This is a genomic window from Nonomuraea glycinis, from assembly GCF_014646515.1.
Lineage (GTDB): Bacteria > Actinomycetota > Actinomycetes > Streptosporangiales > Streptosporangiaceae > Nonomuraea > Nonomuraea glycinis.
The window spans coordinates 148791-170938 of record NZ_BMNK01000006.1 but is presented as its reverse complement, the minus strand read 5'-3'; the positions used below and the strand labels follow the sequence as shown (position 1 = coordinate 170938).

20 protein-coding genes and 1 tRNA gene are annotated in these 22148 nt (G+C 68.9%); 11 read left to right on the top strand and 10 right to left on the bottom strand.

The window, feature by feature from the left end:
• The first annotated feature begins 129 nt into the window (after positions 1-129).
• A complete protein-coding gene (locus tag IEY87_RS19065; RefSeq protein ID WP_225277477.1) occupies positions 130-624 on the top strand; it encodes a Rossmann-fold NAD(P)-binding domain-containing protein in 495 nt (164 codons plus the stop codon).
• A 13-nt stretch (positions 625-637) separates the two neighbouring features.
• Here the strand turns inward: IEY87_RS19065 and coaE are convergent, their stop codons facing one another.
• From coaE to polA, 6 genes are all read right to left on the bottom strand, one after another.
• Positions 638-1240: a dephospho-CoA kinase gene (coaE, locus tag IEY87_RS19060; protein WP_189140035.1), complete on the bottom strand. Its 603-nt coding sequence runs from the start codon at positions 1238-1240 to the stop codon at positions 638-640.
• Between the two features lie 20 nt (positions 1241-1260).
• Positions 1261-1707 carry a GNAT family N-acetyltransferase gene (locus tag IEY87_RS19055; protein WP_189140034.1) on the bottom strand — a complete coding sequence of 149 codons (447 nt, stop codon included), beginning with the start codon at positions 1705-1707 and terminating at the stop codon, positions 1261-1263.
• Between the two features lie 9 nt (positions 1708-1716).
• Positions 1717-2928, bottom strand: coding sequence for an epoxide hydrolase family protein (locus tag IEY87_RS19050; protein ID WP_225277476.1), 1212 nt, complete (start codon positions 2926-2928; stop codon positions 1717-1719).
• A 213-nt stretch (positions 2929-3141) separates the two neighbouring features.
• Positions 3142-4623 carry a 30S ribosomal protein S1 gene (gene rpsA, locus IEY87_RS19045; protein ID WP_189140033.1) on the bottom strand — a complete coding sequence of 494 codons (1482 nt, stop codon included), beginning with the start codon at positions 4621-4623 and terminating at the stop codon, positions 3142-3144.
• Positions 4624-4825: 202 nt separating this feature from the next.
• Positions 4826-5917: a polysaccharide deacetylase family protein gene (locus IEY87_RS19040; protein ID WP_189140032.1), complete on the bottom strand. Its 1092-nt coding sequence runs from the start codon at positions 5915-5917 to the stop codon at positions 4826-4828.
• A 102-nt stretch (positions 5918-6019) separates the two neighbouring features.
• Positions 6020-8710, bottom strand: coding sequence for a DNA polymerase I (gene polA, locus IEY87_RS19035; RefSeq protein WP_189140031.1), 2691 nt, complete (start codon positions 8708-8710; stop codon positions 6020-6022).
• Positions 8711-8814: 104 nt separating this feature from the next.
• On the opposite strand from polA, the gene IEY87_RS19030 reads away from it, so the two are divergent.
• The 6 genes from IEY87_RS19030 (at position 8815) to IEY87_RS19005 (ending at position 14100) form a co-directional block, all read left to right on the top strand.
• Positions 8815-9186 (top strand): PaaI family thioesterase, encoded by a 372-nt coding sequence (locus IEY87_RS19030; protein ID WP_189140312.1) that lies wholly within the window; start codon positions 8815-8817, stop codon positions 9184-9186.
• A gap of 562 nt (positions 9187-9748) precedes the next feature.
• Positions 9749-10900 carry a branched-chain amino acid ABC transporter permease gene (locus tag IEY87_RS19025; protein WP_225277475.1) on the top strand — a complete coding sequence of 384 codons (1152 nt, stop codon included), beginning with the start codon at positions 9749-9751 and terminating at the stop codon, positions 10898-10900.
• A gap of 11 nt (positions 10901-10911) precedes the next feature.
• A complete protein-coding gene (locus tag IEY87_RS19020; protein ID WP_189140029.1) occupies positions 10912-11898 on the top strand; it encodes a branched-chain amino acid ABC transporter permease in 987 nt (328 codons plus the stop codon).
• Positions 11888-12823: an ABC transporter ATP-binding protein gene (locus tag IEY87_RS19015; protein ID WP_189140028.1), complete on the top strand. Its 936-nt coding sequence runs from the start codon at positions 11888-11890 to the stop codon at positions 12821-12823. Before IEY87_RS19020 ends, IEY87_RS19015 begins: the two co-directional genes overlap by 11 nt.
• Positions 12820-13617 carry an ABC transporter ATP-binding protein gene (locus tag IEY87_RS19010; protein ID WP_189140027.1) on the top strand — a complete coding sequence of 266 codons (798 nt, stop codon included), beginning with the start codon at positions 12820-12822 and terminating at the stop codon, positions 13615-13617. The genes IEY87_RS19015 and IEY87_RS19010 overlap by 4 nt, the downstream gene beginning before the upstream one ends.
• Before the next feature lie 81 nt (positions 13618-13698).
• Positions 13699-14100, top strand: coding sequence for a hypothetical protein (locus IEY87_RS19005; protein WP_189140026.1), 402 nt, complete (start codon positions 13699-13701; stop codon positions 14098-14100).
• Between the two features lie 72 nt (positions 14101-14172).
• On the opposite strand, the gene IEY87_RS19000 is transcribed toward IEY87_RS19005, so the two are convergent.
• Positions 14173-15468: an ABC transporter substrate-binding protein gene (locus IEY87_RS19000; RefSeq protein WP_189140025.1), complete on the bottom strand. Its 1296-nt coding sequence runs from the start codon at positions 15466-15468 to the stop codon at positions 14173-14175.
• 190 nt (positions 15469-15658) lie between these two features.
• Here IEY87_RS19000 and IEY87_RS18995 point away from each other — a divergent pair, with 190 nt between their 5' ends.
• Entirely contained in the window at positions 15659-16513 is an 855-nt protein-coding gene (locus tag IEY87_RS18995) for a hypothetical protein (RefSeq protein ID WP_189140024.1), read from the top strand.
• Here IEY87_RS18995 and IEY87_RS18990 read toward each other — a convergent pair.
• Positions 16510-17094, bottom strand: coding sequence for an ANTAR domain-containing response regulator (locus tag IEY87_RS18990; RefSeq protein WP_268241359.1), 585 nt, complete (start codon positions 17092-17094; stop codon positions 16510-16512). The genes IEY87_RS18995 and IEY87_RS18990 overlap by 4 nt on opposite strands.
• A 105-nt stretch (positions 17095-17199) precedes the next feature.
• Here IEY87_RS18990 and IEY87_RS18985 point away from each other — a divergent pair.
• The 3 genes from IEY87_RS18985 (at position 17200) to dapD (ending at position 18890) form a co-directional block, all read left to right on the top strand.
• Positions 17200-17283 (top strand) — tRNA-Leu (locus tag IEY87_RS18985).
• 175 nt (positions 17284-17458) lie between these two features.
• On the top strand, positions 17459-17878 hold the full coding sequence (locus IEY87_RS18980) for a pyridoxamine 5'-phosphate oxidase family protein (protein ID WP_189140023.1): 420 nt from the start codon (positions 17459-17461) through the stop codon (positions 17876-17878).
• 43 nt (positions 17879-17921) lie between these two features.
• The gene (gene dapD / locus IEY87_RS18975) at positions 17922-18890 is read left to right on the top strand and encodes a 2,3,4,5-tetrahydropyridine-2,6-dicarboxylate N-succinyltransferase (protein ID WP_225277474.1); all 969 of its coding nucleotides are present in this window, start codon (positions 17922-17924) and stop codon (positions 18888-18890) included.
• A gap of 60 nt (positions 18891-18950) precedes the next feature.
• On the opposite strand, the gene pyk is transcribed toward dapD, so the two are convergent.
• Both pyk and IEY87_RS18965 read right to left on the bottom strand, forming a co-directional pair.
• Positions 18951-20381: a pyruvate kinase gene (gene pyk / locus IEY87_RS18970; RefSeq protein WP_189140021.1), complete on the bottom strand. Its 1431-nt coding sequence runs from the start codon at positions 20379-20381 to the stop codon at positions 18951-18953.
• 136 nt (positions 20382-20517) lie between these two features.
• Positions 20518-22101, bottom strand: coding sequence for a S8 family peptidase (locus IEY87_RS18965; protein WP_225277518.1), 1584 nt, complete (start codon positions 22099-22101; stop codon positions 20518-20520).
• Positions 22102-22148: the final 47 nt, after the last annotated feature.

Sequence of the window (22148 nt, the reverse complement as noted above, 5' to 3'; positions counted from 1 at the left end):
GGGCGGCCGAGCAAGCCCGTCGCCACCCGGCCATCGGGCGGCCCGTCGAGCAGGCCCGCGGGCGCCTCGCCGGGGGCGCTGGCCTCGTCGAAGAGCCGCTTCTCGGAGCCGAAGTAGCGGAAGACCGTCGTGGGCAGCGATCCGGCGAAGGGCCGCCGGTTCGCCGAGGACGCCGAGCGGCTGGGCGCCGGGGAGCGGGCCGCGTTCATCCGCGCCGACCTGACCTCCGTCGCCGAAAACCGACGCGTCATCGAGGAGGTCCGGGCCCGGCACGACCGGCTGGACGGGCTGGTCCTCACCGCGATGAGACACTTCCGCACCCCCGTCGAGACCGCTGACGGCTTCGAGGTGACCTTCGCCCTCTACTACGTCAGCCGGTTCCTGCTGAGCCACGGCCTGACCGGCCTGCTGGCCAAGGCGGAGACTCTCCCAGCCCGCCCGATCCATCGTCCGGGTGCTGGCCAGGCTCTTCGCCCAACCGGTCGCCAAGAGCATCCAGCCGATCATCGAGCTGATGGACGACCCGCCCGAAGGCACCCTGCTCGCCTGCGACCGCCGCGAGCCGATCGACCTGTCACTAGCCCACCCTGGACCCGGGCGACGCACGCCGCCTGTTCGACCTGACCAGCCGCCTGCTCTAGCCGCGGCTCGCGCGCAGCAGCAGCTCCTGCCACACCTCGGCGACCCGGGCTTCGAGCTCGTCGAGAGGGCCGTCGTTGGGAATCACGAGGTCCGCGACCGCGAGCCGGTCCTCCCGGCTCGCCTGGGCCGCGATGCGCGCCTTGGCGTCCTGCTCCGGCATCCCCCGGTGCTCGGCCAGGCGCGCGATGCGGACCTCGTCCGGGGCGTCGACGACGATCACCACGTCGTACATCGGCGCCAGCTTGTTCTCCGCCAGCAGCGGCACGTCGTAGACCACGATCGCGTCAGCGTCGGCCTCGCTCTGCGCCCGCGCCACCCGCTCCCCCACCAGCGGGTGCACGATCGCGTTGAGCGAGGCCAGCTTGTCGGGGTCGGCGAACACGATCGCGCCGAGCTTCTCCCGGTTGAGCGAGCCGTCAGGCCGCAGCACCCCCTCGCCGAAGGTCGCCACCACCCGAGCCAGGCCCGGGGTGCCCGGCTCCACCACCTCACGGGCGATCCGGTCGGCGTCGATGACGACCGCGCCTCTGGCCGCCAGCCGCCTGGCCACCTCGCTCTTGCCGGACCCGATGCCGCCGGTGAGCCCAATCTTCAACACAGACGGCAGCTTATAGGCCGCTAACGCCTCAGATGGACCAGCGTCAGGTGGTCGTCCATGCGCTCCCGGTGCGTCTCCCGATAGCCCAGACGCCGGTAGAGGCGCAGATTGGACCCCGACAGATGACCGGTGAACAGGTCGAACGCCGCCGCGTCCGGCACCTGCTCGTGCAGCGCGGTCAGCAGGGCGGTGCCCAGCCCCTGACCCTGGCGGTCGGGCGCCACGACCAGCCGCCCCACCAGGCAGGTGGTGCCCGCCGGCGTGCCGCGTACCGCGCCGACGATCCGGCCCGCCTCGACGGCCTTGAGCACCACGCCGTTCTCGATCGCCTTGCGCACCTGATCGAGCGACTCCACCAGCGGCGGGATGTACGGATCGCCGTAGAGCTGTGCCTCGCTCACGTAAGCCGCCCGCTGCAGGGTCAGGATCTCGCCCGCGTCCGCGGCCACCGCCCGCTGGATCTCCACTCGAGCACCCTACTTCAGCGATCGATCGACCAGGGCGAAGAAGGCGCGCAGATCGGTCACCAGGCTGTCCGGGGCGGCCATCGCCACCATGTGGCTGGGGCTGGTGTGGCCGCCCCAGTGCACGACGCGGTTGCGGCGCTCGGCGATGCGGCGGAAGATCCGCGGCCCGCCGTGCGACACCCCGGTGGGTACGGCGTCCTGGTCGATGGGCATACCGGCGGCCCCCTCGTAGTAGAGCCACGACGAGGAGGCGCCCGTGGCGGTCAGCCAGTAGACGGAGGCGTTGGTGAGCAGCAGGTCGTGGGCGATGGGCTCGGCCACGTCCGGCTTCTCACCGGGCCAGCCGTCGAACTCCTTGAACCGTTCGACCAGGTAGGCGAGCTGGGCGACGGGCGAGTCGGTCATGCCGTGGCCGAGGGTCTGCGGGCGGGCCGCCAGGTAGGGACCGTAACCGCTGCCTCCTTCCATCCAGCCGGTCGCTTCCTTGAGCTCGGCCAGCTCCTCACCGGTGGCCCCGTCGAGCTCGGCCGGGTCGCCGGTCGGGATGCCGAGGCCGGCGGTGATGTGAGAGCCGATCACATGGTCGCTGTCGAGCGCGGCCAGTTGGGGGGTGACCAGGGCGCCCGCGTCGTTGCCATGCGCGCCGTACCTGGCGTAACCGAGCCTGCTCATCAGCTCCGCCCACGTCCGGGCCACGCGGGCGATGTCCCACGGCCGCTCGTCGGCCGGCTCGGGGAGCGGCTCAGGGAACTGCCGGGGGAACGATTCGTCGGCCGGCTCAGGGAACTGCTCCGGGAACGGTGAGAAGCCGAAGCCCGGCAGGGAGGGCGCGACCACGTGGAAGGCGGTCGCGGGGTCGAGGCCGTGCGCCCGCGGGTCGGTGAGCGGGCCGATGACCTCGAGGAACTCGGCGACGGAGTTCGGCCAGCTGTGCGTCATGATCAGTGGCAGGGCGTGCGGCTCCGGCGACCGGGCGTGCACGAAGTGGATCGACTGCCCGTCGATCTCGGTGGTGAACTGCGGGAAGGCGTTCAGCTTCGCCTCCTGCTCCCGCCAGCTGAACTCGTCGGCCCAGTAGGCGGCCAGCTCACGCAGATAATCCACCGGCACCCCGCGCCGCCACCCCGCCCCGGGCAGTGGCCGCGCCCACCGGGTGCGGTGAAGGCGGTCTCGGAGATCGTCGAGGTCGGCCTGCGGAACGTCGATACGGAAGGGCTTCATGCGGACCACGTTGTCAGCCAACGCGGAAGCATTGCTTCCTCGATCGCGCGCGTACGTTCCCCAGTCGAGACGTACGTTCCTCGATCGCAGGCGTACGTTCCTCGATCGCGCGCGCATGTTGCCGATCGCGGGCGCACACGGTGGCGGAGCGCAGGCGAAAGGCCCCGCACGAACCCGTGCGGGGCCTTTCTTCAACCTGCTGCTGTCAGAGCGTCAGCTCTGGCCGCCCGCGAGCTTCTCGCGCAGAGCGGCGAGAGCCTCGTCGGAGGCGAGAGCACCCGCGGCCGGAGCCGACGAGGAGCCGCCCGCCGGAGCCTGCGTCTCACCGGTGTAGGTCGAAGGAGCAGCCTCGCCCGCTTCGGCCTCGGCCTTGCGCGCCTCCTCGATCTGCTTACGGTGAGCCTCGAAGCGGGTCTGAGCCTCGGCGTACTGCCGCTCCCACTCCTCGCGCTGCTTGTCGAAGCCCTCGAGCCATTCACCCGTCTCGGAGTCGAAGCCGTCGGGGTAGATGTAGTTGCCCTGGTCGTCGTAGGTCGCGGCCATGCCGTAGAGGGTCGGGTCGAACTCGACCTCGGTGCCCACACCCTCGTTGGCCTGCTTCAGCGAGAGGCTGATGCGGCGACGGTCGAGGTCGATGTCGATGATCTTCACGAAGATCTCGTCGCCGACCTGAACGACCTGCTCCGGAATCTCCACGTGGCGCTCGGCCAGCTCGGAGATGTGGACCAGACCCTCGATGCCCTCCTCGACCCGGACGAACGCACCGAACGGCACCAGCTTGGTGACCCGGCCGGGAACGACCTGGCCGATCTGGTGCGTGCGGGCGAACTGCTGCCACGGGTCTTCCTGGGTGGCCTTGAGCGACAGGGAGACGCGCTCGCGCTCCATGTCGACGTCGAGGACCTCGACCGTGACCTCCTGGCCGACTTCCACGACCTCGGAGGGGTGATCGATGTGCTTCCAGGACAGCTCGGACACGTGGACCAGGCCGTCGACGCCGCCGAGATCCACGAAGGCGCCGAAGTTGACGATCGAAGAGACAACGCCCTTGCGGACCTGACCCTTCTGCAGGGTGTTGAGGAACGTCTGGCGCACCTCGGACTGCGTCTGCTCAAGCCAGGCGCGGCGCGACAGAACCACGTTGTTGCGGTTCTTGTCGAGCTCGATGATCTTCGCTTCGAGCTCGCGGCCGACGTACGGCTGCAGATCGCGGACCCGGCGCATCTCGACCAGGGACGCCGGCAGGAAGCCACGGAGGCCGATGTCCAGGATGAGTCCACCCTTGACGACCTCGATGACGGTGCCGGTGACGATGCCGTCCTCGTCCTTGATCTTCTCGATCGTGCCCCAGGCGCGCTCGTACTGAGCACGCTTCTTGGACAGGATCAGACGCCCTTCCTTGTCCTCCTTCTGGAGAACCAGGGCTTCGACATGCTCGCCGACTTCCACGACGTCCGCGGGGTCGACATCGTGCTTGATCGAAAGCTCACGCGAGGGAATGACTCCCTCGGTCTTGTAGCCGATATCGAGAAGGACCTCATCTCGATCGACCTTGACGACGGTGCCCTCGACGATGTCGCCGTCGTTGAAGTACTTGATGGTCTCGTCGATCGCTGCGAGGAAGGCTTCCTCGGACCCGATGTCGTTGACCGCTACCTGCGGGGTGCTCGAGGTGGCCTCGGTGCTGGACGTCATGTGTGGAATTGCTCCGAACGCGGACAGGATGTCGATGTGGCGGATGCGCGGCAGGCCCTCTTCCGCATCAAGCCGATGAAAGACAACGTCGACGTGACCGAGCGCGAGCCCGCTCCATCTGAGGCGCGCGCGAGCCCACAGCGCAGCGATCAGCATACGAGACCATCGGCCTGCGGTCAATCCAGCAGACAATCCGCCACACTCAGTAGGCGTTGACCATCGGTCTGCGCTTGGCCGCTATTTTAACCCGGAGCCTGCTCGGTATGGAGATCCGGTCCGGATCGCCGTCGGCGATGTAGCGCTCGCGGGGGTGCCGGTGCAGCCACTTCAGCCAGTGCTGCGAGCACCACCTGCGGCATTCGCCCTTGTTGCCGTTGCTCTGGATCCGCTGGATCGCGCCGCGATCGAAATCTTTCGCGTACGGCGAACGCGACGGCTCCGCCCCGGCCAGGAAGACGCCGGCGAAATCGTAGCCCGTGCCCTTCCAGGCGCCGCTGCGAGCCGTCTTCTTCGAGCGCGGCATCGAGCCGTACGGCAGGGCCATGGTCCGCGCCGGGCCGGCACCCAGCTCGCGCAGCAGTTTCTCGGCCTTGGCGAGCTGGCGGCGCACCTTCTTCTTCGGCAGCGTCCTGAGGTTGGCATGCGACCAGGTGTGGTTGGCCACCTCGAAGCCGTTGCCGACCAGCCACCGCACGGCGGCGGCCTGCTCCCGCTCGGTCTGCAGCCCGAAGGGGGTGTGGTTGATCCAGAACGTGGCGACCGGCCGGAAGCCCGGATATTTGGCCGCGACCTGGAGAATGATGGCCACGGCCGTGCCGGGCCGGGGATTGCCCGCGGCGTCGAGCCCGAAGTGGCTGGGATGCCCGTCGTCGAAGGTCAGCACGACGGGAGACTTGCCCGCCGGCACCCGGATGTCCCCGGTGGCGAACTCCTTGGCGCTGATCGGCACGTACCCCTGCGCGGCGAGCTTCTCCAGCTCCCGCCTGAGCTGCGCCGGGGTGCGGTCGATGGCGGCGCGCCGCTTCTTGACGATGCGGTGGTACATCAGCACCGGGACCAGGCCGAGCTCGTTGGCCTTGACCTGCTTGGCGAACTCGGGGGTGGCGACCACTCCCGGCGGCTGCCCTGCCTGGGCCGTCCGCTCGCCGCCCGGCCCGGGCGTGGCGCGCTGGGCGGCGGGAGCCTGCGGCGCGGGAGCCGAGGACGGCAGGAACACGAGCCCGAGGACCGCCAGGATCACGACCGCGACGTTCGCGATGCCGATGAGCCGGGTGAGGAACGCTGAGGACCGCACAGAACTCCCGTGCCACTCGGGGAAATCCCTCACAGGATAGTGCAGACCCACCCTCCGTGATCGGCGCGCCTGCCGAGGACCGCGCCGATCACGAGGGACGCGTCAGTGACCGGCGTCCTCCCACGTGCGGCCGACGCCCACGGAGACCTCCAGGGGCACCCGCAGGCGGTAGGCGGCGTTCATCTGACCGGTGACGAGCGCCCTGAGCCGCTCCAGCTCGCCGGGGGCCACCTCGAAGACCAGCTCGTCGTGGACCTGCAGCAGCATCCGCGAGGCCAGCCCTTCCTCGCGCAGCGCCTGCCGCACCTGCAGCATCGCGACCTTGATGATGTCGGCGGCCGAGCCCTGGATGGGGGCGTTGAGCGCCATCCGCTCGGCCATCTCGCGCCGCTGGCGGTTGTCGCTGGTCAGGTCGGGGAGGTAGCGGCGGCGGCCCATCATGGTCTCGGTGTAGCCGTTGGTGCGCGCCTGGCGGACGATGTCCTGCAGGAAGTCGCGGACGCCGCCGAACTCGGTGAAGTATTCCTCCTTGAGCGCCCGCGCCTCGGCCACCGGGATGTTGAGCTGGTTGGACAGCCCGAAGTCGGACAGACCGTAGGCCAGGCCGTAGTTCATCGCCTTGATCCGGGCCCGCAGCTCGCCGTCGATCTGCTCCGGCGGCAGGTCGAACACCCGGGCGGCGGTCGCCTGGTGGAAGTCGTGGCCCGACTCGAAGGCCTCGATCAGCGACTCGTCACCGGACAGGTGCGCCATGATGCGCAGCTCGATCTGGCTGTAGTCGGCCGTCAGCAGTGTCTCGTAGCCCTCGCCGACGACGAAGCCCTGCCGGATGCGGCGGCCTTCGGTGGTGCGGATCGGGATGTTCTGCAGGTTGGGCTTCTCCGAGGACAGCCGGCCCGTCGCGGCGATGATCTGGTTGAAGGTGGTGTGGATGCGGCCGTCGTCGGCGATCTCCTTGATCAGGCCCTCGACCGTGGTGCGCAGCTTGGTCTGGTCCCGGTGCCTGAGCATGATCGTCGGCAGCTCGTGGTCGGTCTGGGTGACGAGCCAGGCGAGCTGGTCGGCGTCGGTGCTGTAGCCGGTCTTGATCTTCTTCGTCTTGGGCAGGCCGAGCTTGATGAAAAGGATCTCCTGCAGCTGCTTGGGCGAGCCGAGGTTGAACTGCTCGCCGACGACCCGATGGGCCTCCTCGACGGCGTGCTTGACGGCCGCGCCGAACTCGGCCTCCAGGCCGGTGAAGTAGGCGCTGTCGACGGCGATGCCCGCCCGCTCCATCTCGGCCAGCGTGGTGATCAGCGGCAGCTCCAGGTCGTCGACGAGCTGCGTGCCGCCGCGCCCGGCCAGGAAGGTCTCCAGCGCCTCGGCCAGCTCGCGCACGGCGTGCGCGCGCAGCGCCAGATCCTTGGCCGGCGCGTCCTCGTCGTCGCCGAACAGCGCCGCCTGCCCGCCGGGCTCGGCCTCGGCCCGCAGGTCGCGGTTGAGGTAGCGCCTGGCCAGGTCCTCCAGGGTGAACGTGCGCTGGCCCGGCATCGCCAGATAGGCGGCCAGGGCGGTGTCGCTGGTCAGGCCGCGCAGCTCCATGCCCTGCGCCCACAGCGCCAGGATCGGGCCCTTGGCGTCGTGCACGGCCTTCGGCCGGGACTCATCACCCAGCCAGGCGCGCAGCGCCACCTCGTCGTCCTCGGTCAGCTTGGCCGGGTCGATGTGCGCGGCGGTGCCGTCGGGAGAGGCGATCGCGATGGCGTCGATGCGGCCGGTGCCGCTGCCGTAGACGCCCTTGAAGGCCAGGCCGGCCCGGCCGGCGGGCAGCGCCGACAGCCAGCCGCCGACCCGGTCGGGGCCGATGATGACGGTCTCCACCTCGAAGCCCTGCTCGGGCTCCTGCTCGCCGGTGCCGAGCGTCTTGAAGACGCGCTCGCGCAGCTCGCCGCGGATCTGGAGGGTGTCGAACAGCTTGTTGACCTCCTCGCGATCCCAGACGCCCTGCCGGAGGTCGGCGAGGTCGGTCTCCAGCGGCACCTCGCGCAGCAGCTCGGTGAGGCGCCGGTTCATCAGCACCTGGGCGACGTGCTCGCGCAGCTTGTCGCCCACCTTGCCCTTGACCTCGTCGACCCGGTCGACCAGGGCGGTCAGCGAGCCGAACTCGCGCACCCACTTGGCGGCGGTCTTCTCGCCCACGCTGGGGATGCTGAGCAGGTTGTCGCTGGGGTCGCCGCGCAGCGCCGCGAAGTCGGGATACTGGGTCGGGGTCAGGCCGTACTTCTCCTGGACCGCCTCCGGGGTGAACCTGGTCATGTCGCTGATGCCGCGGCGGGTCATCAGCACCGTGACGTTGTCGTTGACGAGCTGCAGCGCGTCGCGGTCGCCGGTCACGATGAGCACGCTCATGCCCTCGGCGTCGGCGCGGGTGGCCAGGGTGGCGATCAGGTCGTCGGCCTCGAAGCCGGCCTTGGACAGGTGCGGGACGCGCAGCGTGTCGAGCAGCTCGTAGATGAGCTGCATCTGACCGCGGAAGTCCTCGGGGGTCTCGCTCCTGTTGGCCTTGTAGTCGGAGTATTCCTCATGCCGGAACGTCGGCTCCGAGCGGTCGAAGGCCACCGCGACGTGGGTCGGCTTCTCGTCGCGCAGGATGTTGGTCAGCATCGAGGTGAACCCGTAGACCGCCTCGGTGTGCTGACCGTCGGTGGTCATGAGGTTGGCATCCTTGAGCGCGTAAAAGGCGCGATAAGCCAGGGAATGCCCGTCAAGCAGCAGCAGGCACGGGCGGCTGGGGGTCACTTCACTCTTCGGCACACAGGCAGCCTAGTCTCCACCCACGACAGAAAACCCGAGCTCGAACGACTGGAGGCATCCCCTTGACGCAGACAGATCCCCTCGAACCCGCCTACTTCGCGGCCATGCAGCGCGGCACCCTGGCCGACCGGATGGGCGTCGAGTACGTCGAGGTCAGCGCCGAGCGCGTCGTCGGCCGGATGCCGGTGGCGGGCAACACGCAGCCGTACGGCCTGCTGCACGGCGGAGCGTCGGTGGTGCTGGCCGAGACGCTGGGATCGACCGCCGCGGCGATCCACGCCGGTCCGGAGCGGATCGCCGTCGGCATCGAGATCAACGCCACCCACCACCGCTCGGCGACCTCGGGGCACGTCACGGGCGTCGCCACCCGGCTGCACGGCGGACGCACGCTGGCGACCTACGACATCGAGATCACCGACGATCAGGGCCGCCGGGTCTGCACCTCCCGTCTCACCTGCATGCTGCGTGACCGCTGAACCTCACAAAGCGGAATTCGCCCTTTGCGCGCAGCGCCCTTGAACCTCACAAAGCTCGTTTCGCCCTTTGCGCGCAGCGCCCTGTGCTCGCTACGGTTGTGGGCAGCGGAGCCCGCGGGGAGACCGAGTAGATAACAGTGAGGTCGCGAAGGCCTCATATGGCCCCAAAGGTCTCCCCCGGGCTCGTTACCAACCAGGTCAGCCCGCACAGGAAGCAACGCCAGGCGTCTCCCCCCATTTAGCCCCTGACCTGGCGCGTTGTTTGCTCACATCAGTGACACGCACATGTCTCTAATTGGTGACGAACGACACTGAACCGGGCGTAGCCGCAATAAGCTCCCGCCACAGCATCCCAGTTGTGCCTGGCATGCCCGCGTGTCGAGATGGAGGGGCACAACCCCGCCTTGACCTATTTGAGGGAGCACCATTGCGCAGAGCCGTGATCGCGTTCACGGCCTTCCTGGGTGGACTCATACTCTTGCTCGCCGCTCCGGCCCACGCGGCCGATCCGGAACAGAGCCTGAGGGGAACACTCAAACTCCAAGGCCAGCCAGTGAACGGCGTGAAAATCGTCGTGACCACCGAGAGCGGACAACCCGTCCAGGAGGTCACCAGTAACGCCCAGGGTGCATGGGAGGTGCCGATCGCCGAGCCAGGACCGTACAAGGTCACGCTCGACGTCGGCACCCTGCCCAAGGATGTCGAGGTCCGTGGCGGGACCAACGTGCGCTCGCTGACGGTGTACGAGGGCAACCCGGCCACCGCGCTGTTCGCCCTGCAGGCCAAGAGCGCCGACGGCGCGCCGCCGGGGGACGACGGCGCGTCGAGCGCCTTCTGGCAGCGAGCGGCCCAGCTCACCTTCGAGGGGTTCAACCTGGGGTTGATCATCGCGCTCGCCGCGCTCGGCCTCTCCCTCATCTACGGCACCACGGGCCTGACCAACTTCGCCCACGGCGAGCTCGTCACGCTCGGCGCGCTGATCGCCTATGGCTTCAACACCGGCATCGGCCTGCATCTCATCCCCGCGGCCGCGCTGGCGGTCATCGTGGCGGGCGGGCTCGGTTACAGCCAGGACAGGTTCTTCTGGGGGCAGCTCCGCAGGCGGGGCACCGGCATCATCGCCATGATGATCATCTCGATCGGCGTGGCGCTGTTCCTGAGATACCTGTTCCTCATCGTGTTCGGCGGTGAGAGCGATTCCTTCGTGCAGTACAACGCCCAGCCCGGCATGCAGATCGGCCCCATCTCGGCCGCGCCGAAGAACCTCGTCGCCATGGGCATCGAGCTGACCGTCCTCGTCGTGGTCGGCATCGCGCTGCTGCGCACCCGCACCGGCAAGGCGGCCCGCGCCGTGGCCGACAACCCGGCGCTCGCGGCCTCCTCCGGCATCAACGTCGACCGGGTCATCCGCATCATCTGGACGATGGGCGGCGCCATCGCCGGCCTGGCCGGCATCATGCTCGGCCTGTCGCAGAACCTGAAGTTCACCATGGGCCAGGATCTCCTGCTGCTCATCTTCGCCGGCGTCACGCTCGGCGGCCTGGGCACCGCCTTCGGCGCGCTCATCGGCTCGATCATCGTCGGCCTGTTCGTCCAGGTGTCCACGCTGTGGATACCGCCGGAGCTCAAGAACGTCGGCGCACTGGCCGTACTCATCATCGTGCTCCTCTTCCGGCCGCAGGGCATCCTCGGCCGCCGCGAGCGAATCGGCTGACGGGGGGAACCATGGACTGGACCACGATCATCTCCACCACCGTCAAGGCCGCCATCGGCGTCGAGACGGTCTGGTACGCGCTCGCCGCGATCGGTATCAACATCCACTTCGGCTACACCGGCCTGCTCAACTTCGGGCAGTCGGCGTTCCTGGCGGTCGCCGGATACGGCCTGGCGGTCACCGTCACGGTCATCGGGCTGCCGTTCTGGATCGGCATCGTGGTCGGCCTGGCCGCCGCGGTGCTGCTGGCCCTTCTGCTGGGCATCCCCACACTGCGGCTGCGAGCCGACTATCTGGCCATCGTCACCATCGCGGCGGCCGAGATCGTCCGGCTCATCTTCCGCTCGGTGGCGTTCAAGGACGTCTTCGGCGGCTCTGACGGCCGGCGCGGCTTCTCCGACGGCTTCTACGCGCTCAACCCCTACCCGGACGGGACGTACGGGTTCGGCTGGTTCACCTTCAACGAGCGTGTGCTCTGGGTGCTGACCATCGGCTGGATCCTCGTCGGCCTGTCGTGCGCCGTCGTCTATCTGCTCATGAAGAGCCCGTGGGGCCGTGTGCTCAAGGCGATCCGCGAGGACGAGGACGCCGTGCGCAGCCTGGGCAAGAACGTCTTCTCCTACAAGATGCAGTCGCTGATCCTCGGCGGCGTCATCGGCTCTCTCGGCGGTTTCATCTACGGTCTGGCCTACGCCTCGGTGCAGCCTGACATCTTCGGCACCGAGACCACCTTCTTCGCCTACACCATCGTGATCCTCGGCGGCGCCGCCCGCGTGTTCGGCCCGGTCGTCGGCTCGATGATCTTCTGGGTGCTGCTGGTGCTGGTCAACGGCGTGCTCAGCGGGGCTGTCCAGTCGGGGTTCATCACCTTCATGGACATCACGCAGGTCGGCCCGTTCCGCTTCCTGCTGGTCGGGCTTGGACTGATCCTCTTGCTCGTCTACCGACCACAAGGCATCTTTGGTGACAAGAGGGAGATAGCAATCGATGCACGCTGAAACCACCAAAGAGCAAAAAACGGCGGCGCTGGCCGCCTTCAAGGATCTGGCCCGCGAGCCCGGCGTGCCCAAGCCGGACCCGATCCTCGTGGTCGACAACGTGGTGCGCCGCTTCGGCGGCCTCACCGCGGTCGAGGTCGAGCACGTCGAGGTCCAGCGCGGCTCCATCACCGCGCTGATCGGTCCCAACGGCGCCGGTAAGACCACCTTCTTCAACCAGCTGACCGGCTTCGACACCGCCGACTCCGGCCAGTGGACGTTCAACGGCCGCAACATGAACGGCGTGCCGGCGCACAAGGTGGCCCGCTCCGGCATGGTGCGCACCTTCCAGCTCACCAAGGCGCTGTCCAAGCTCACGGTGCTGGAGAACATGCGGCTCGGCGCGCAGGCGCAGAAGGGCGAGACCTTCTGGCGGGCCCTGGTACCGAGCCTGTGGCGCGGCCAGGAGGACGAGATCACCGAGCGGGCCGAAGAACTGCTCACCCGGTTCAAGCTCGACGCCAAGCGCGACGACTTCGCCGGGTCGCTGTCCGGCGGCCAGCGCAAGCTGCTGGAGATGGCCCGCGCGCTCATGGTCCGGCCGGAGCTGGTCATGCTCGACGAGCCGATGGCCGGCGTCAACCCGGCCCTGACCCAGTCCCTGCTCGGCCATGTCAAGGACCTGCGCGAGCAGGGCATGACCGTGCTGTTCGTCGAGCACGACATGGACATGGTCCGCGACATCAGCGACTGGGTGATCGTCATGGCCCAGGGCAACGTCATCGCCGAGGGGCCACCGGACACGATCATGTCCGACTCCCGCGTCATCGATGCCTACCTGGGCGCCCACCACGACGCCCCTCTCTCGGAGGACGAGCTCGAACAGCAGCTCCACGAGGCCGAGGAGGAACTCGTCGCCGAGAACGAGGAGGAGGCGAAGAAGTGAACGCCGTCCCCGAATCCGCACCTGACTCGCAGGCCGCGGTCACCGACCGCAGCGCGCACCTGGCCGGCGCCGAGAACGCCGTCCTGCGCTGCGACGAGCTGATCGCCGGTTACCTGCCGGGCGTCAACATCCTCAACGGCTCCGACCTGTACGTCGGCGACGGGGAGCTGATCGGCATCATCGGCCCCAACGGAGCCGGTAAGTCGACCCTGCTCAAGGCGATGTTCGGGCTGGTCAACATCCGTAGCGGCACGGTGCTGCTCAAGGGTGAGGACATCACGAACATGAAGGCGCACTCGCTGGTCTCCCGCGGGGTCGGCTACGTCCCGCAGACCAACAACGTCTTCCCCAGCCTCACCATCGAGGAGAACCTCGAGATGGGCGCCTTCCAGGTGCCCGGCAAGTTCAAGGAGCGCTTCGAGTTCGTCGCCGAGCTGTTCCCGGCCCTCAAGGAGCGGCGCAAGCAGCGCGCCGGCTCCCTGTCGGGCGGCGAGCGGCAGATGGTCGCGATGGCCAGGGCGCTCATGACCGAGCCGTCGGTACTGCTGCTGGACGAGCCGTCGGCGGGCCTGTCGCCCAAGCTCCAGGACCTGGTGTTCATCCAGGCCCAGCAGATCAACAAGGCCGGCGTGACCGTGATCATGGTGGAGCAGAACGCCAGGCGCTGCCTGCAGATCTGCCACCGTGGCTACGTGCTGGACCAGGGCCGCAACGCCTACACCGGCACCGGCCGCGAGCTCGCTCAGGACCCCAAGGTCATCGAGCTCTACCTCGGTACGCTCGCCAAGGCCTGACCGCCTGACAGAAACGGAGAAGGGGCTCCTCGTGGGCCCCTTCTCCGTTTTTTTGCTGAGCGATGGTTTTCAATGAGTGGTGTGTTACCACGATTCGCGGCGATCGCCCTCATGTTGCCCGTCCTGGCCGCCTGCCAGCAGACGCCCGCCTCCGGCGGCACGTACAGCACCGGCGGCGACCCCACCGACAGCCCGTGCGCGCGCGTGGTGTCGGCCATCGGCTACGCGGGCCTCCTGCTCGAACCCGAGGGCCGCGAGCAGGCGCAGAACTTCGAGGACGCGCTGCTCGGCCGGCTGGCCGAGGTGCGGGGCATCACGCTCCAGTTCGGCCCGCGCCTGCCGTCCCCCCTCGCTCCGGCCGTCCGTACGGTCCTGACAGCGACCGAAGGGCTGGCACGGGGCGATGTGCCGAAGCAGCGCCAGGCGGCCCTCCTGAAGCGCTACAGGGCCGCCGCGGGGCAAATTACGCGAGGCTGCGCATAGCGGACATGCGGAAGGGCCCGGTCCCAGGGGGGAGGATCGGGCCCTTCGCGGGTTGTCTCAGCTCAGGAGCGACTAGCCGGCGATGTTGCCGGTGCGGTACTCGAGGGCCTTGGTGGCGTACTTGTTGTCGTCGCCGTACTGGTAGATGCCGATGGTCGCGACGGCCGGGTCACCGGCGTCGTTGAACTCGACCGGACCGCTCACGCCGTCGTAGTCGATGTCCTTGCCGGCCTTGAGCAGCTCGTTGCAGGCCTTGAAGTCCTTGCACTTCTCGCCGCCCTTGCTGACCTCGACCAGCTTGGCCGCCACATCGGTGCCGGCGTCGCTCTTGGCGGCCTCGGCGGCCAGCGCGAGCAGGTTGGCGGCGTCGTAGGACTCAGGCGCGTAGCTGAAGTCCTCAAGGTCGGGGTTGACCTCGAGCAGCTTCTTCTGGAACTCGTCCGGAGCCGCGGCGCCGGGGATGGTGCCCTTGACACCCTTCAGGGTGCCCTTGGGCATCTTGATGTAGTTCGTGTTCGAGGTGTTGCCGTCGACCATGTACCACTTGTGCTTGTCGGCCGGCAGACCCTGCTTGATCAGCTCACCGATGACCTTGGCGGTCTCCTCGAAGCCGATGAGCACGATGCCCTTGGGGTTCTTGGCCTTGAGCTTGGCCACGTCGGCGGAGAAGTCCGCCGCCTTCGGGTCGTAGTCGACGCGCTCGACCACTTCGGCACCACTGTCCTGGACCGTCTTGGCGACCTGGTCGGCCAGGCCGGTGCCGTAGGAGTCCTGCATCGCCATGATGCCGACCGTGTCGTTGCCGTCGGCCACGACCAGGTCACCGAGCACGCGGCCCTGCAGCTTGTCGGGCGGCGAGGTGCGGAAGTAAAGGCCCTTGTCCGCGATGGTGGTGAACTTGTCAGAGGTGTTGGCGGGCGAGAAGTGCACCACGCCGGCACCCGTGATCTTGTCGATCACCGACTCCGACACCGACGAGGAAGCCGCGCCGATGATGGCGTCGGCCTGCTGCGCCAGCAGACTGTCCACGGACTGCGAGGCGATGTTCGTGGTGGTGTCGCCGGAGTCCGTGTGGATCTTCTCCACGTCCTTGCCGAGCACTCCGCCGGCCTCGTTGATCTCCTTGATGGCCAGGTCCACCCCCGCGAACTCGGGCGGGCCGAGGAACGCCAGTGATCCGGTCTGCGGCAGGAGGGTGCCGAGGGTGAGCTTGCCGTCACCCTTGGCCGCGGGCGCCGCCGCGGAGGATGAGGCGGCCGTGGGCGAAGCGGGTGCGGCGGTGTCGCTGCCACCACCGCAAGCTGTCAGGGCGAGGCTGGTGGCAGCCACGACAGCTAGCGCCCGCCCCATGGGAGCAATGCGGATCATGAAGTTTGTCTCCTTCATTTACGGTCCGGGATCTCTCAGCACCGCCGAGCACTCCCGATCGAATGACGGAAACGTACAAAATGCCTGCACGTACATGCCAGTCATACAGGTGAACTGTCGGCACTTGGATGCGGAGTCGTAACCAGTCCTCAACTTACGACCCGCCCCCAGCATGCTAAATGTTCATCAGGTGAAGCAGCTGATGGTCTTGCTCGTGCTCGCGGGGCTCGCGTCCGGGTGCGGCGGACCCGCCCCCGCGCCCCCACCCTCCGAGGATCCACCGCCCGGCCTGTCGGTCTCCTTCGGCCAATGGCGCTCCGACGAGCCGGTGCACAGGATGCAGGTGGCCGTCCGCAACACCGGTGCGACGCCGGTCTACTTCGCCGACGTCCAGATCGTCACCCCGTCGTTCACCACGCTCCCGCCGCAGAAGGCCGACATCGACATCCCCCGGACAGACCGGATGGACATCCCCACTCCCTACGGCCAGGCCGTCTGCCCGTCGCAGGGCCTGCCCGCGGTCCAGCCCGCCACCGTGGTGGCCCACCTGCGCGCCGGGTCCGAGCCGGAGCTGCGCCGGGTGGTGTTCAAGGTGCCGCACCCCGACCCGCTGCTGGCCAGGCTGGTGCGCGACGAGTGCGCCGAGCACCTGATCAAGCAGGCGGCCGAGATCTCCTTCGATCCGGAGTGGAAGCCGGTGGGCGAGGCCATGCGCGGCACCCTCACGCTGACCCGCCGCGGCGCCGGCGCCGTGGCCGTGCACTCGATCGGCGGCACCACCCACTACATCGCCACCCCGGTCGGCGAGCACAGCCCCCTGCTGGCGCTCGGCGCGCAGGAGCGGGTGGCGCGGGCGCCGGTCGAGCTCACCCCCGGCCGCTGCGACCCGCACGCCTTCGCCGAGGCCAAGAAGGCCTTCCAGTTCCCGGTACGGGCCAGCGTCGACGGAGGCGAGGAGCGCGTGGTCATCGTCGCCCCGGCCAAGCCGGAGCAGGATCGTCTCATCGACTACGCGCTGGAGGTGTGCGGCCTGAAGCCCTCCTAGCCGCGTTCGGCCGCGTCGTCCATAACGATCTGGGCAACCTCCCGCATGCTCAGCCGGCGGTCCATCGACGCCTTCTGGATCCAGCGGAAGGCCTGCGGCTCGCTCCACCCGTGCTTGGCCATGAGCTGCCCCTTGGCCCGCTCGACCAGCTTGCGCGTCTCCAGCCGCTCCGACAGGCTCGACACCTCGGCGGCGAGCGCCACCATCTCCTCGTGCCGGCTCACCGCCATCTCGATCGCGGGCACCAGGTCGGCCTTGGTGAACGGCTTGACCAGGTAGGCCATCGCGCCCGCGTCCCTGGCCCGTTCGACCAGGTCACGCTGGGAGAACGCGGTGAGGATCAGGCACGGCGCGATCCGCTCGGCCACGATCCGCTCGGCGGCGGAGATGCCGTCCAATATCGGCATCTTGACGTCCAGGATGACCAGATCGGGCCGCTCCTCCGTGGCGAGCCGGATCGCCGTCTCGCCATCACCGGCCTCCCCCACGACGACGTAGCCGTCTTCCTGAAGCATCTCCTTGAGATCGAGGCGGATCAGTGCCTCGTCTTCCGCGATCACCACTCGCCGCTGCGTACTCACGAGCGCAAGAGTACCGATGTCCGGTAGATTAGAGCCACGCCGGTGCCCTCCGCTGGTCCACACCAGGGGCGAGGTACGGCACTTTCCGGACACGTTCGGAAATCAGCCGGAATGGTGGAATAGGCAGACACTGACGCCTCAAAAGCGTCTGCTCGAAAGGGCGTGCGGGTTCGAGTCCCGCTTCCGGCACCTTCACTGACACCTTCACCCATGCCTCCGTGCCGCGGCCGGGGCCGCAGGTACGCGCCGCGTCATGACAAGGCGAAGAACGCGCAAGCCACGCTCCGCACGGTCCTGAGGTGGAGTAGCCGGTCCATCTTCGGTGATGTACACGATGAGGTTGCGATCATCGGAGGTGGGCGTGATGGGGTTGAACGAGCAGGAGCGGACGAAGTTCCTGGCCGAGCCGCACATCGCCGGGCTGGCCGTGGACGCGGGCCCCGGCCGGGGGCCGCTGAGCGTGCCCGTCTGGTACGACTACGAGCCGGGCGGCGAGGTGCTCTTCCTGACCGGCGTGGAGTCCCGCAAGGCCGCCCTGATCGCCAAGGCGGGCCGGCTGACCGTGCTGGTCCAGCGGACGAGCCCGACCTATCGCTACGTGTCGATAGAGGGGCCGGTGGTCGGCTCCGGCCCCACCACGCTGGAGCACCTCACCCGGATCGCCGCCCGCTACCTGCCGCCGGAGGCCGTGCCGGGATACGTGGAAGGCTCCGATCTCCATACGCTGGTGACGTTCCGGGTGCTGCCGCAGCGGTGGCTGTCGGCCGACCTCGGGGCGCTGTGACCGGGCCGGACGCCGGATGGCGGATCACGGTATTTTGAGGTACGTGACTGCTATCGATCCCACCGTGACCGGCGCCTACGGCGTCGGGCTCGCCACCATAGCCGCCGACGGCACCGTCCTCGACACCTGGTTCCCCGCGCCTGAGCTGGGCGATCCTCCCCTCGCGGGCACCGAGCGGCTCGCCGCCGAGGAGGCCGGGGAGCTGGCCTCCCTGGTCGGCCCCGACCCGGCCAGGGGCGTCGAGGTGGTGGCGGTCCGCACCGGCATCGCCAAGCTCTCCGAGGCGCCGCTCGACGCGCACGACGTCTACCTGCGGCTGCACCTGCTGTCCAGCCGCCTGGTGCGGCCGCACGGGCTCAACCTCGACGGCGTCTTCGGCAAGCTCGCCAACGTCGTGTGGACCAGCCACGGGCCGTGCCCCGTCGAGGAGTTCGAGCAGACCCGGCTGCGGCTGCGACTGAGCGCCAAGGGCGCGGTCGCGGTCTACGGCGTGGACAAGTTCCCGCGGATGGTCGACTACGTGCTGCCCACGGGCGTGCGCATCGCCGACGCCGACCGGGTGCGCCTGGGCGCCCACCTGGCCGCCGGCACCACGGTCATGCACGAGGGCTTCGTCAACTACAACGCCGGAACGCTCGGCGCGTCCATGGTGGAGGGCAGGATCTCGGCCGGCGTGATCGTCGGCGAGGGCTCCGACGTGGGCGGCGGCGCCTCGATCATGGGCACGCTGTCGGGCGGCGGCACGCAGGTCATCTCCATCGGCGAGCGCTGCCTGCTGGGCGCCAACGCCGGCATCGGGATCAGCCTGGGCGACGACTGCGTGGTGGAGGCCGGGCTCTACGTCACGGCCGGCACCAAGGTGGCCCTGCCCGGCGGCGACGTGGTCAAGGCCGAGCGGCTGTCGGGCACGAGCGGGATCCTGCTGCGCCGCAACTCCCAGACCGGCGCGGTCGAGGCCGTCCCCCGCACCGGCGGCGGCGTCAAGCTCAACGCCGACCTGCACGCCAACTGACCTGGGCGGCTGAACGCGAAGGGCCGCACCGACCGGTGCGGCCCTTTCGACCCTCTACGGTCAGTTCGCGTGGGACACCGCGGAGCCGATGGTGTGCACGCGCAGCGCGTTGGTGGAGCCATGGCTGCCGGGAGGCGAGCCGGCCACGATGACCACCTTGTCGCCCTTCTCCAGCCGGCCCAGGGACAGCAGCGACGCCTCCACCTGCCTGACCATGTCGTCGGTGTGGTGCACGAACGGCACCTGGAACGTCTCCACCCCCCAGGTCAGCGACAGCTGGCCGCGTACGTGCGGGGAGGACGTGAAGGCCAGCAGCGGGATCGGCGAGCGGTAGCGGGCCAGGCGGCGGGCGGTCTCGCCGGACATGGTGAACGCCACCAGGGCCTTGGCCCCGACGATGGCGCCGACCTCGGCGGCGGCCCTGGCGATGGCGCCACCGGTGGTCTCCGGCATCCGCTCCAGGTGGTGGGTGGCCTGGAGGTAGGCCTTCTCCGCGGCGCAGGAGATGCGGTCCATGGTGGACACCGACTCGATCGGATAGTTGCCGACCGAGGTCTCGCCGGACAGCATGACGGCGTCGGCGCCGTCCATCACGGCGTAGGCGACGTCGGAGGCCTCGGCGCGGGTGGGCCGGGGGGCGCTCATCATCGAGTCGAGCATCTGGGTGGCGACGATGACCGGGCGAGCCTTCTCCCGGCACAGCTCGATGATGCGCCGCTGAACGATCGGGACCTGCTCCAGGGGCAGCTCGACGCCGAGGTCGCCGCGGGCGACCATGATGCCGTCGAAGGCTTCGATGATCTCCGGCAGCCGCTCGACGGCCTGCGGCTTCTCGATCTTGGCGAGCAGCGGCAGCCGCACGCCCTCCTGCTCCATGATGTTGCGCACCACGTCGGCGTCGGAGGGGCGGCGGACGAACGACAGGGCGATCATGTCGCAGCCGATGCGCAGCGCCCAGCGCAGGTCGGCCTCGTCCTTGTCGGTGAGCGCGGGCGCGCTGACGTTGATGCCGGGCAGGTTGAGGCCCTTGTTGTCGGAGATCATGCCGCCGATGACGACGCGGGTGACGACCCGGTCGCCGTCGATCCGGGTGGCCTCCAGGACGAGGCGTCCGTCGTCGACCAGGATGGTGTCGCCGGGGCGCACGTCGCCCGGCAGTCCCTTGTAGGTGGTGGAGACCTGCTCGCGGTCACCCGGGACGTCCTCGGCGGTGATGGTGAAGATGTCCCCGAAACCGAGCCTGACCGGGCCCTCCTCGAACCTGCCGACGCGGATCTTGGGGCCTTGCAGGTCCGCGAGCACACCTACGCCACGGCCCAGGTCGGCCGCCACCTCCCTGACCCGGTCATAGACCTCACGATGCAGGTCATGATCACCATGACTGAGGTTGAACCGTGCTACGTCCATGCCCGCGGCGATGAGCTCGCGCAGGCGTTCAGGAGAGGACGTGGCTGGACCTAGAGTGCAGACGATTTTCGCGCGACGAGTCACGAGTCCTACCTTAATTGGTACAGACCACTTGGCAGTCATTGACGACGCAGAACGTACCCGAGACAGGACAACAGCACGGCAACGGCGGCTGCCGGGCGAGCCAAGTTCGGGTATTGCTCCGCAGGACGCCGGCCGGTCACGGCTCGAAGGTGGCCGCCTGGTACGCGTTGACGACGCCCCGGCCGAAGAAGCCGTTCTTCTTCTTGTCGCCCTTGCAGACGTGGATCTCCTTGTCGCCCAGGAGATCGTATGCGTACGCGCGCGGCGACGGGCAGGGTTTGGCCGTGGCGGTCCGGTAGAGATAGTCCTCGACCTTGGCCGCCGGGAGGGTGAGGCCGCCCTTGCCGGACTTGGCGGGCTTGCCGAAGCGGCTGATCAGGATGGCGGCGACGCCGGTGGCGTGCGGGGCGGCCATGGAGGTGCCGTCGAGATACTGGTAGTAGGAGCAGGGGCTGCGGGTGCAGTCGCGCAGGACGTCGCCGGTCTTGGGCCTGCCGGACTTGTCGATCCGGCCCTTGGCGCGCAGCACGGCCTCGGGGGCGGCGGCCAGGATCGAGCGGGCGGGTGAGGCGGCCTTGCCGTCCAGGGCGTCACCGCCGGGCGCGGACAGGTCGGTCTGCTCGAGGCCGTAGTCGCTGTAGATCGCCTTGCGGCCGGAGGGTCCGACGGAGGAGATCGAGATGACGCCGACGGACTCGGCGGGCACGTTGAGGCAGGAGTTGTCGACCTTGCGGATCCGCTCCCCGCCGCGAGGGTAGCCGGGGCTGGCCTCGTCGACCTTGGGCTTGCCGAGGTCGGAGGCGCCGTTGCCGAGGGCGGAGATGAGGGTGACGCCCTTCTTGCGGGCGTAGTCGAGAGCGCGCTGCATGCCGGTGATGACGGCCCGCTGCTCCAGCCGCTCCTTGGCGCTGTCGGAGGGGTTGGCCCGGCAGTTGAACAGCCACGGGTCGACGTAGTAGCTCATGTTGACCACGTCGACGCCGATGTCGGCGGCGTAGGTGAGGGCGTCGAGGCTGGCCTTGAGGAAGAAGAAGCCGGAGTCCTGACCGGCTCGGATGTTGACGAGTTGCACGTTCGGCGCCACGCCGACGACGCCGATGCCGTTGATCGGGGAGGCGATGGTGCTGGCGACGTGCGTGCCGTGGCCGTCGTCGTCCTGGTCGACCGCGTCCTTGCAGTCGGCGGCCTCGCACGGCCCGTCGAGAGTCTCGCCCTTCTCGTCCTTGGGCCTGTCGGTGACGAAGTTACGGCTGAGCTCACGGTTGAAGTTCGGGGCGATGTCGGGGTGCTTGCCGTCGATGCCGGTGTCGATGACGCCGACGAGGACCTTGCGGCTGCCGGGCTCCTTGGCGTGCGCGCGGTCGGCGCCGATCATCTTCATGTCCCACTGGCGACCGGAGAGCGGGTCGCTCTTGGTGCTCCTGGTGAGGGCGGCGGCGTCGGGCAGGGCGCGCGCGGCGGCGGAGGCGTAGCCGATCCGGCGGTCGGCGGAGACGCCGACGATCGCCGGGTCGGCGCCGATGACCTCGGCGAACGTCGCTCCGCCGCGGGCCACGACGTAGCCGAGCTTGGACTCGGCGCGGACGGTGCTGCCCCCCGCGCCCTTGATGACGTCGAGCGCGTGGGCCTGCCGGCCGTCGGCGTAGAAGACCAGGTAATCCGCCTGGACGACGGCCTGCCGGGCGCTGACGGCCGCGCAGGCGGTGAGCGAGGCCGCCATGGTCACGGCCGCGAGGCAAGAGACAATTCGCCGCATTCTTCCCCCAT

Excerpts from the sequence above, each read along its gene's own strand:
- IEY87_RS19020 (WP_189140029.1), top strand. The coding sequence starts at position 10,912 with ATGGACTGGACCACGATCATCTCCACCACCGTCAAGGCCGCCATCGGC.
- rpsA (WP_189140033.1), bottom strand. The coding sequence starts at position 4,623 with ATGACGTCCAGCACCGAGGCCACCTCGAGCACCCCGCAGGTAGCGGTC.
- IEY87_RS19030 (WP_189140312.1), top strand. The coding sequence starts at position 8,815 with ATGCAGCGCGGCACCCTGGCCGACCGGATGGGCGTCGAGTACGTCGAG.
- IEY87_RS18965 (WP_225277518.1), bottom strand. The coding sequence starts at position 22,101 with ATGGCGGCCTCGCTCACCGCCTGCGCGGCCGTCAGCGCCCGGCAGGCC.
- IEY87_RS19000 (WP_189140025.1), bottom strand. The coding sequence starts at position 15,468 with ATGATCCGCATTGCTCCCATGGGGCGGGCGCTAGCTGTCGTGGCTGCC.
- IEY87_RS18980 (WP_189140023.1), top strand. The coding sequence starts at position 17,459 with ATGGGGTTGAACGAGCAGGAGCGGACGAAGTTCCTGGCCGAGCCGCAC.
- IEY87_RS19015 (WP_189140028.1), top strand. The coding sequence starts at position 11,888 with ATGCACGCTGAAACCACCAAAGAGCAAAAAACGGCGGCGCTGGCCGCC.
- IEY87_RS19050 (WP_225277476.1), bottom strand. The coding sequence starts at position 2,928 with ATGAAGCCCTTCCGTATCGACGTTCCGCAGGCCGACCTCGACGATCTC.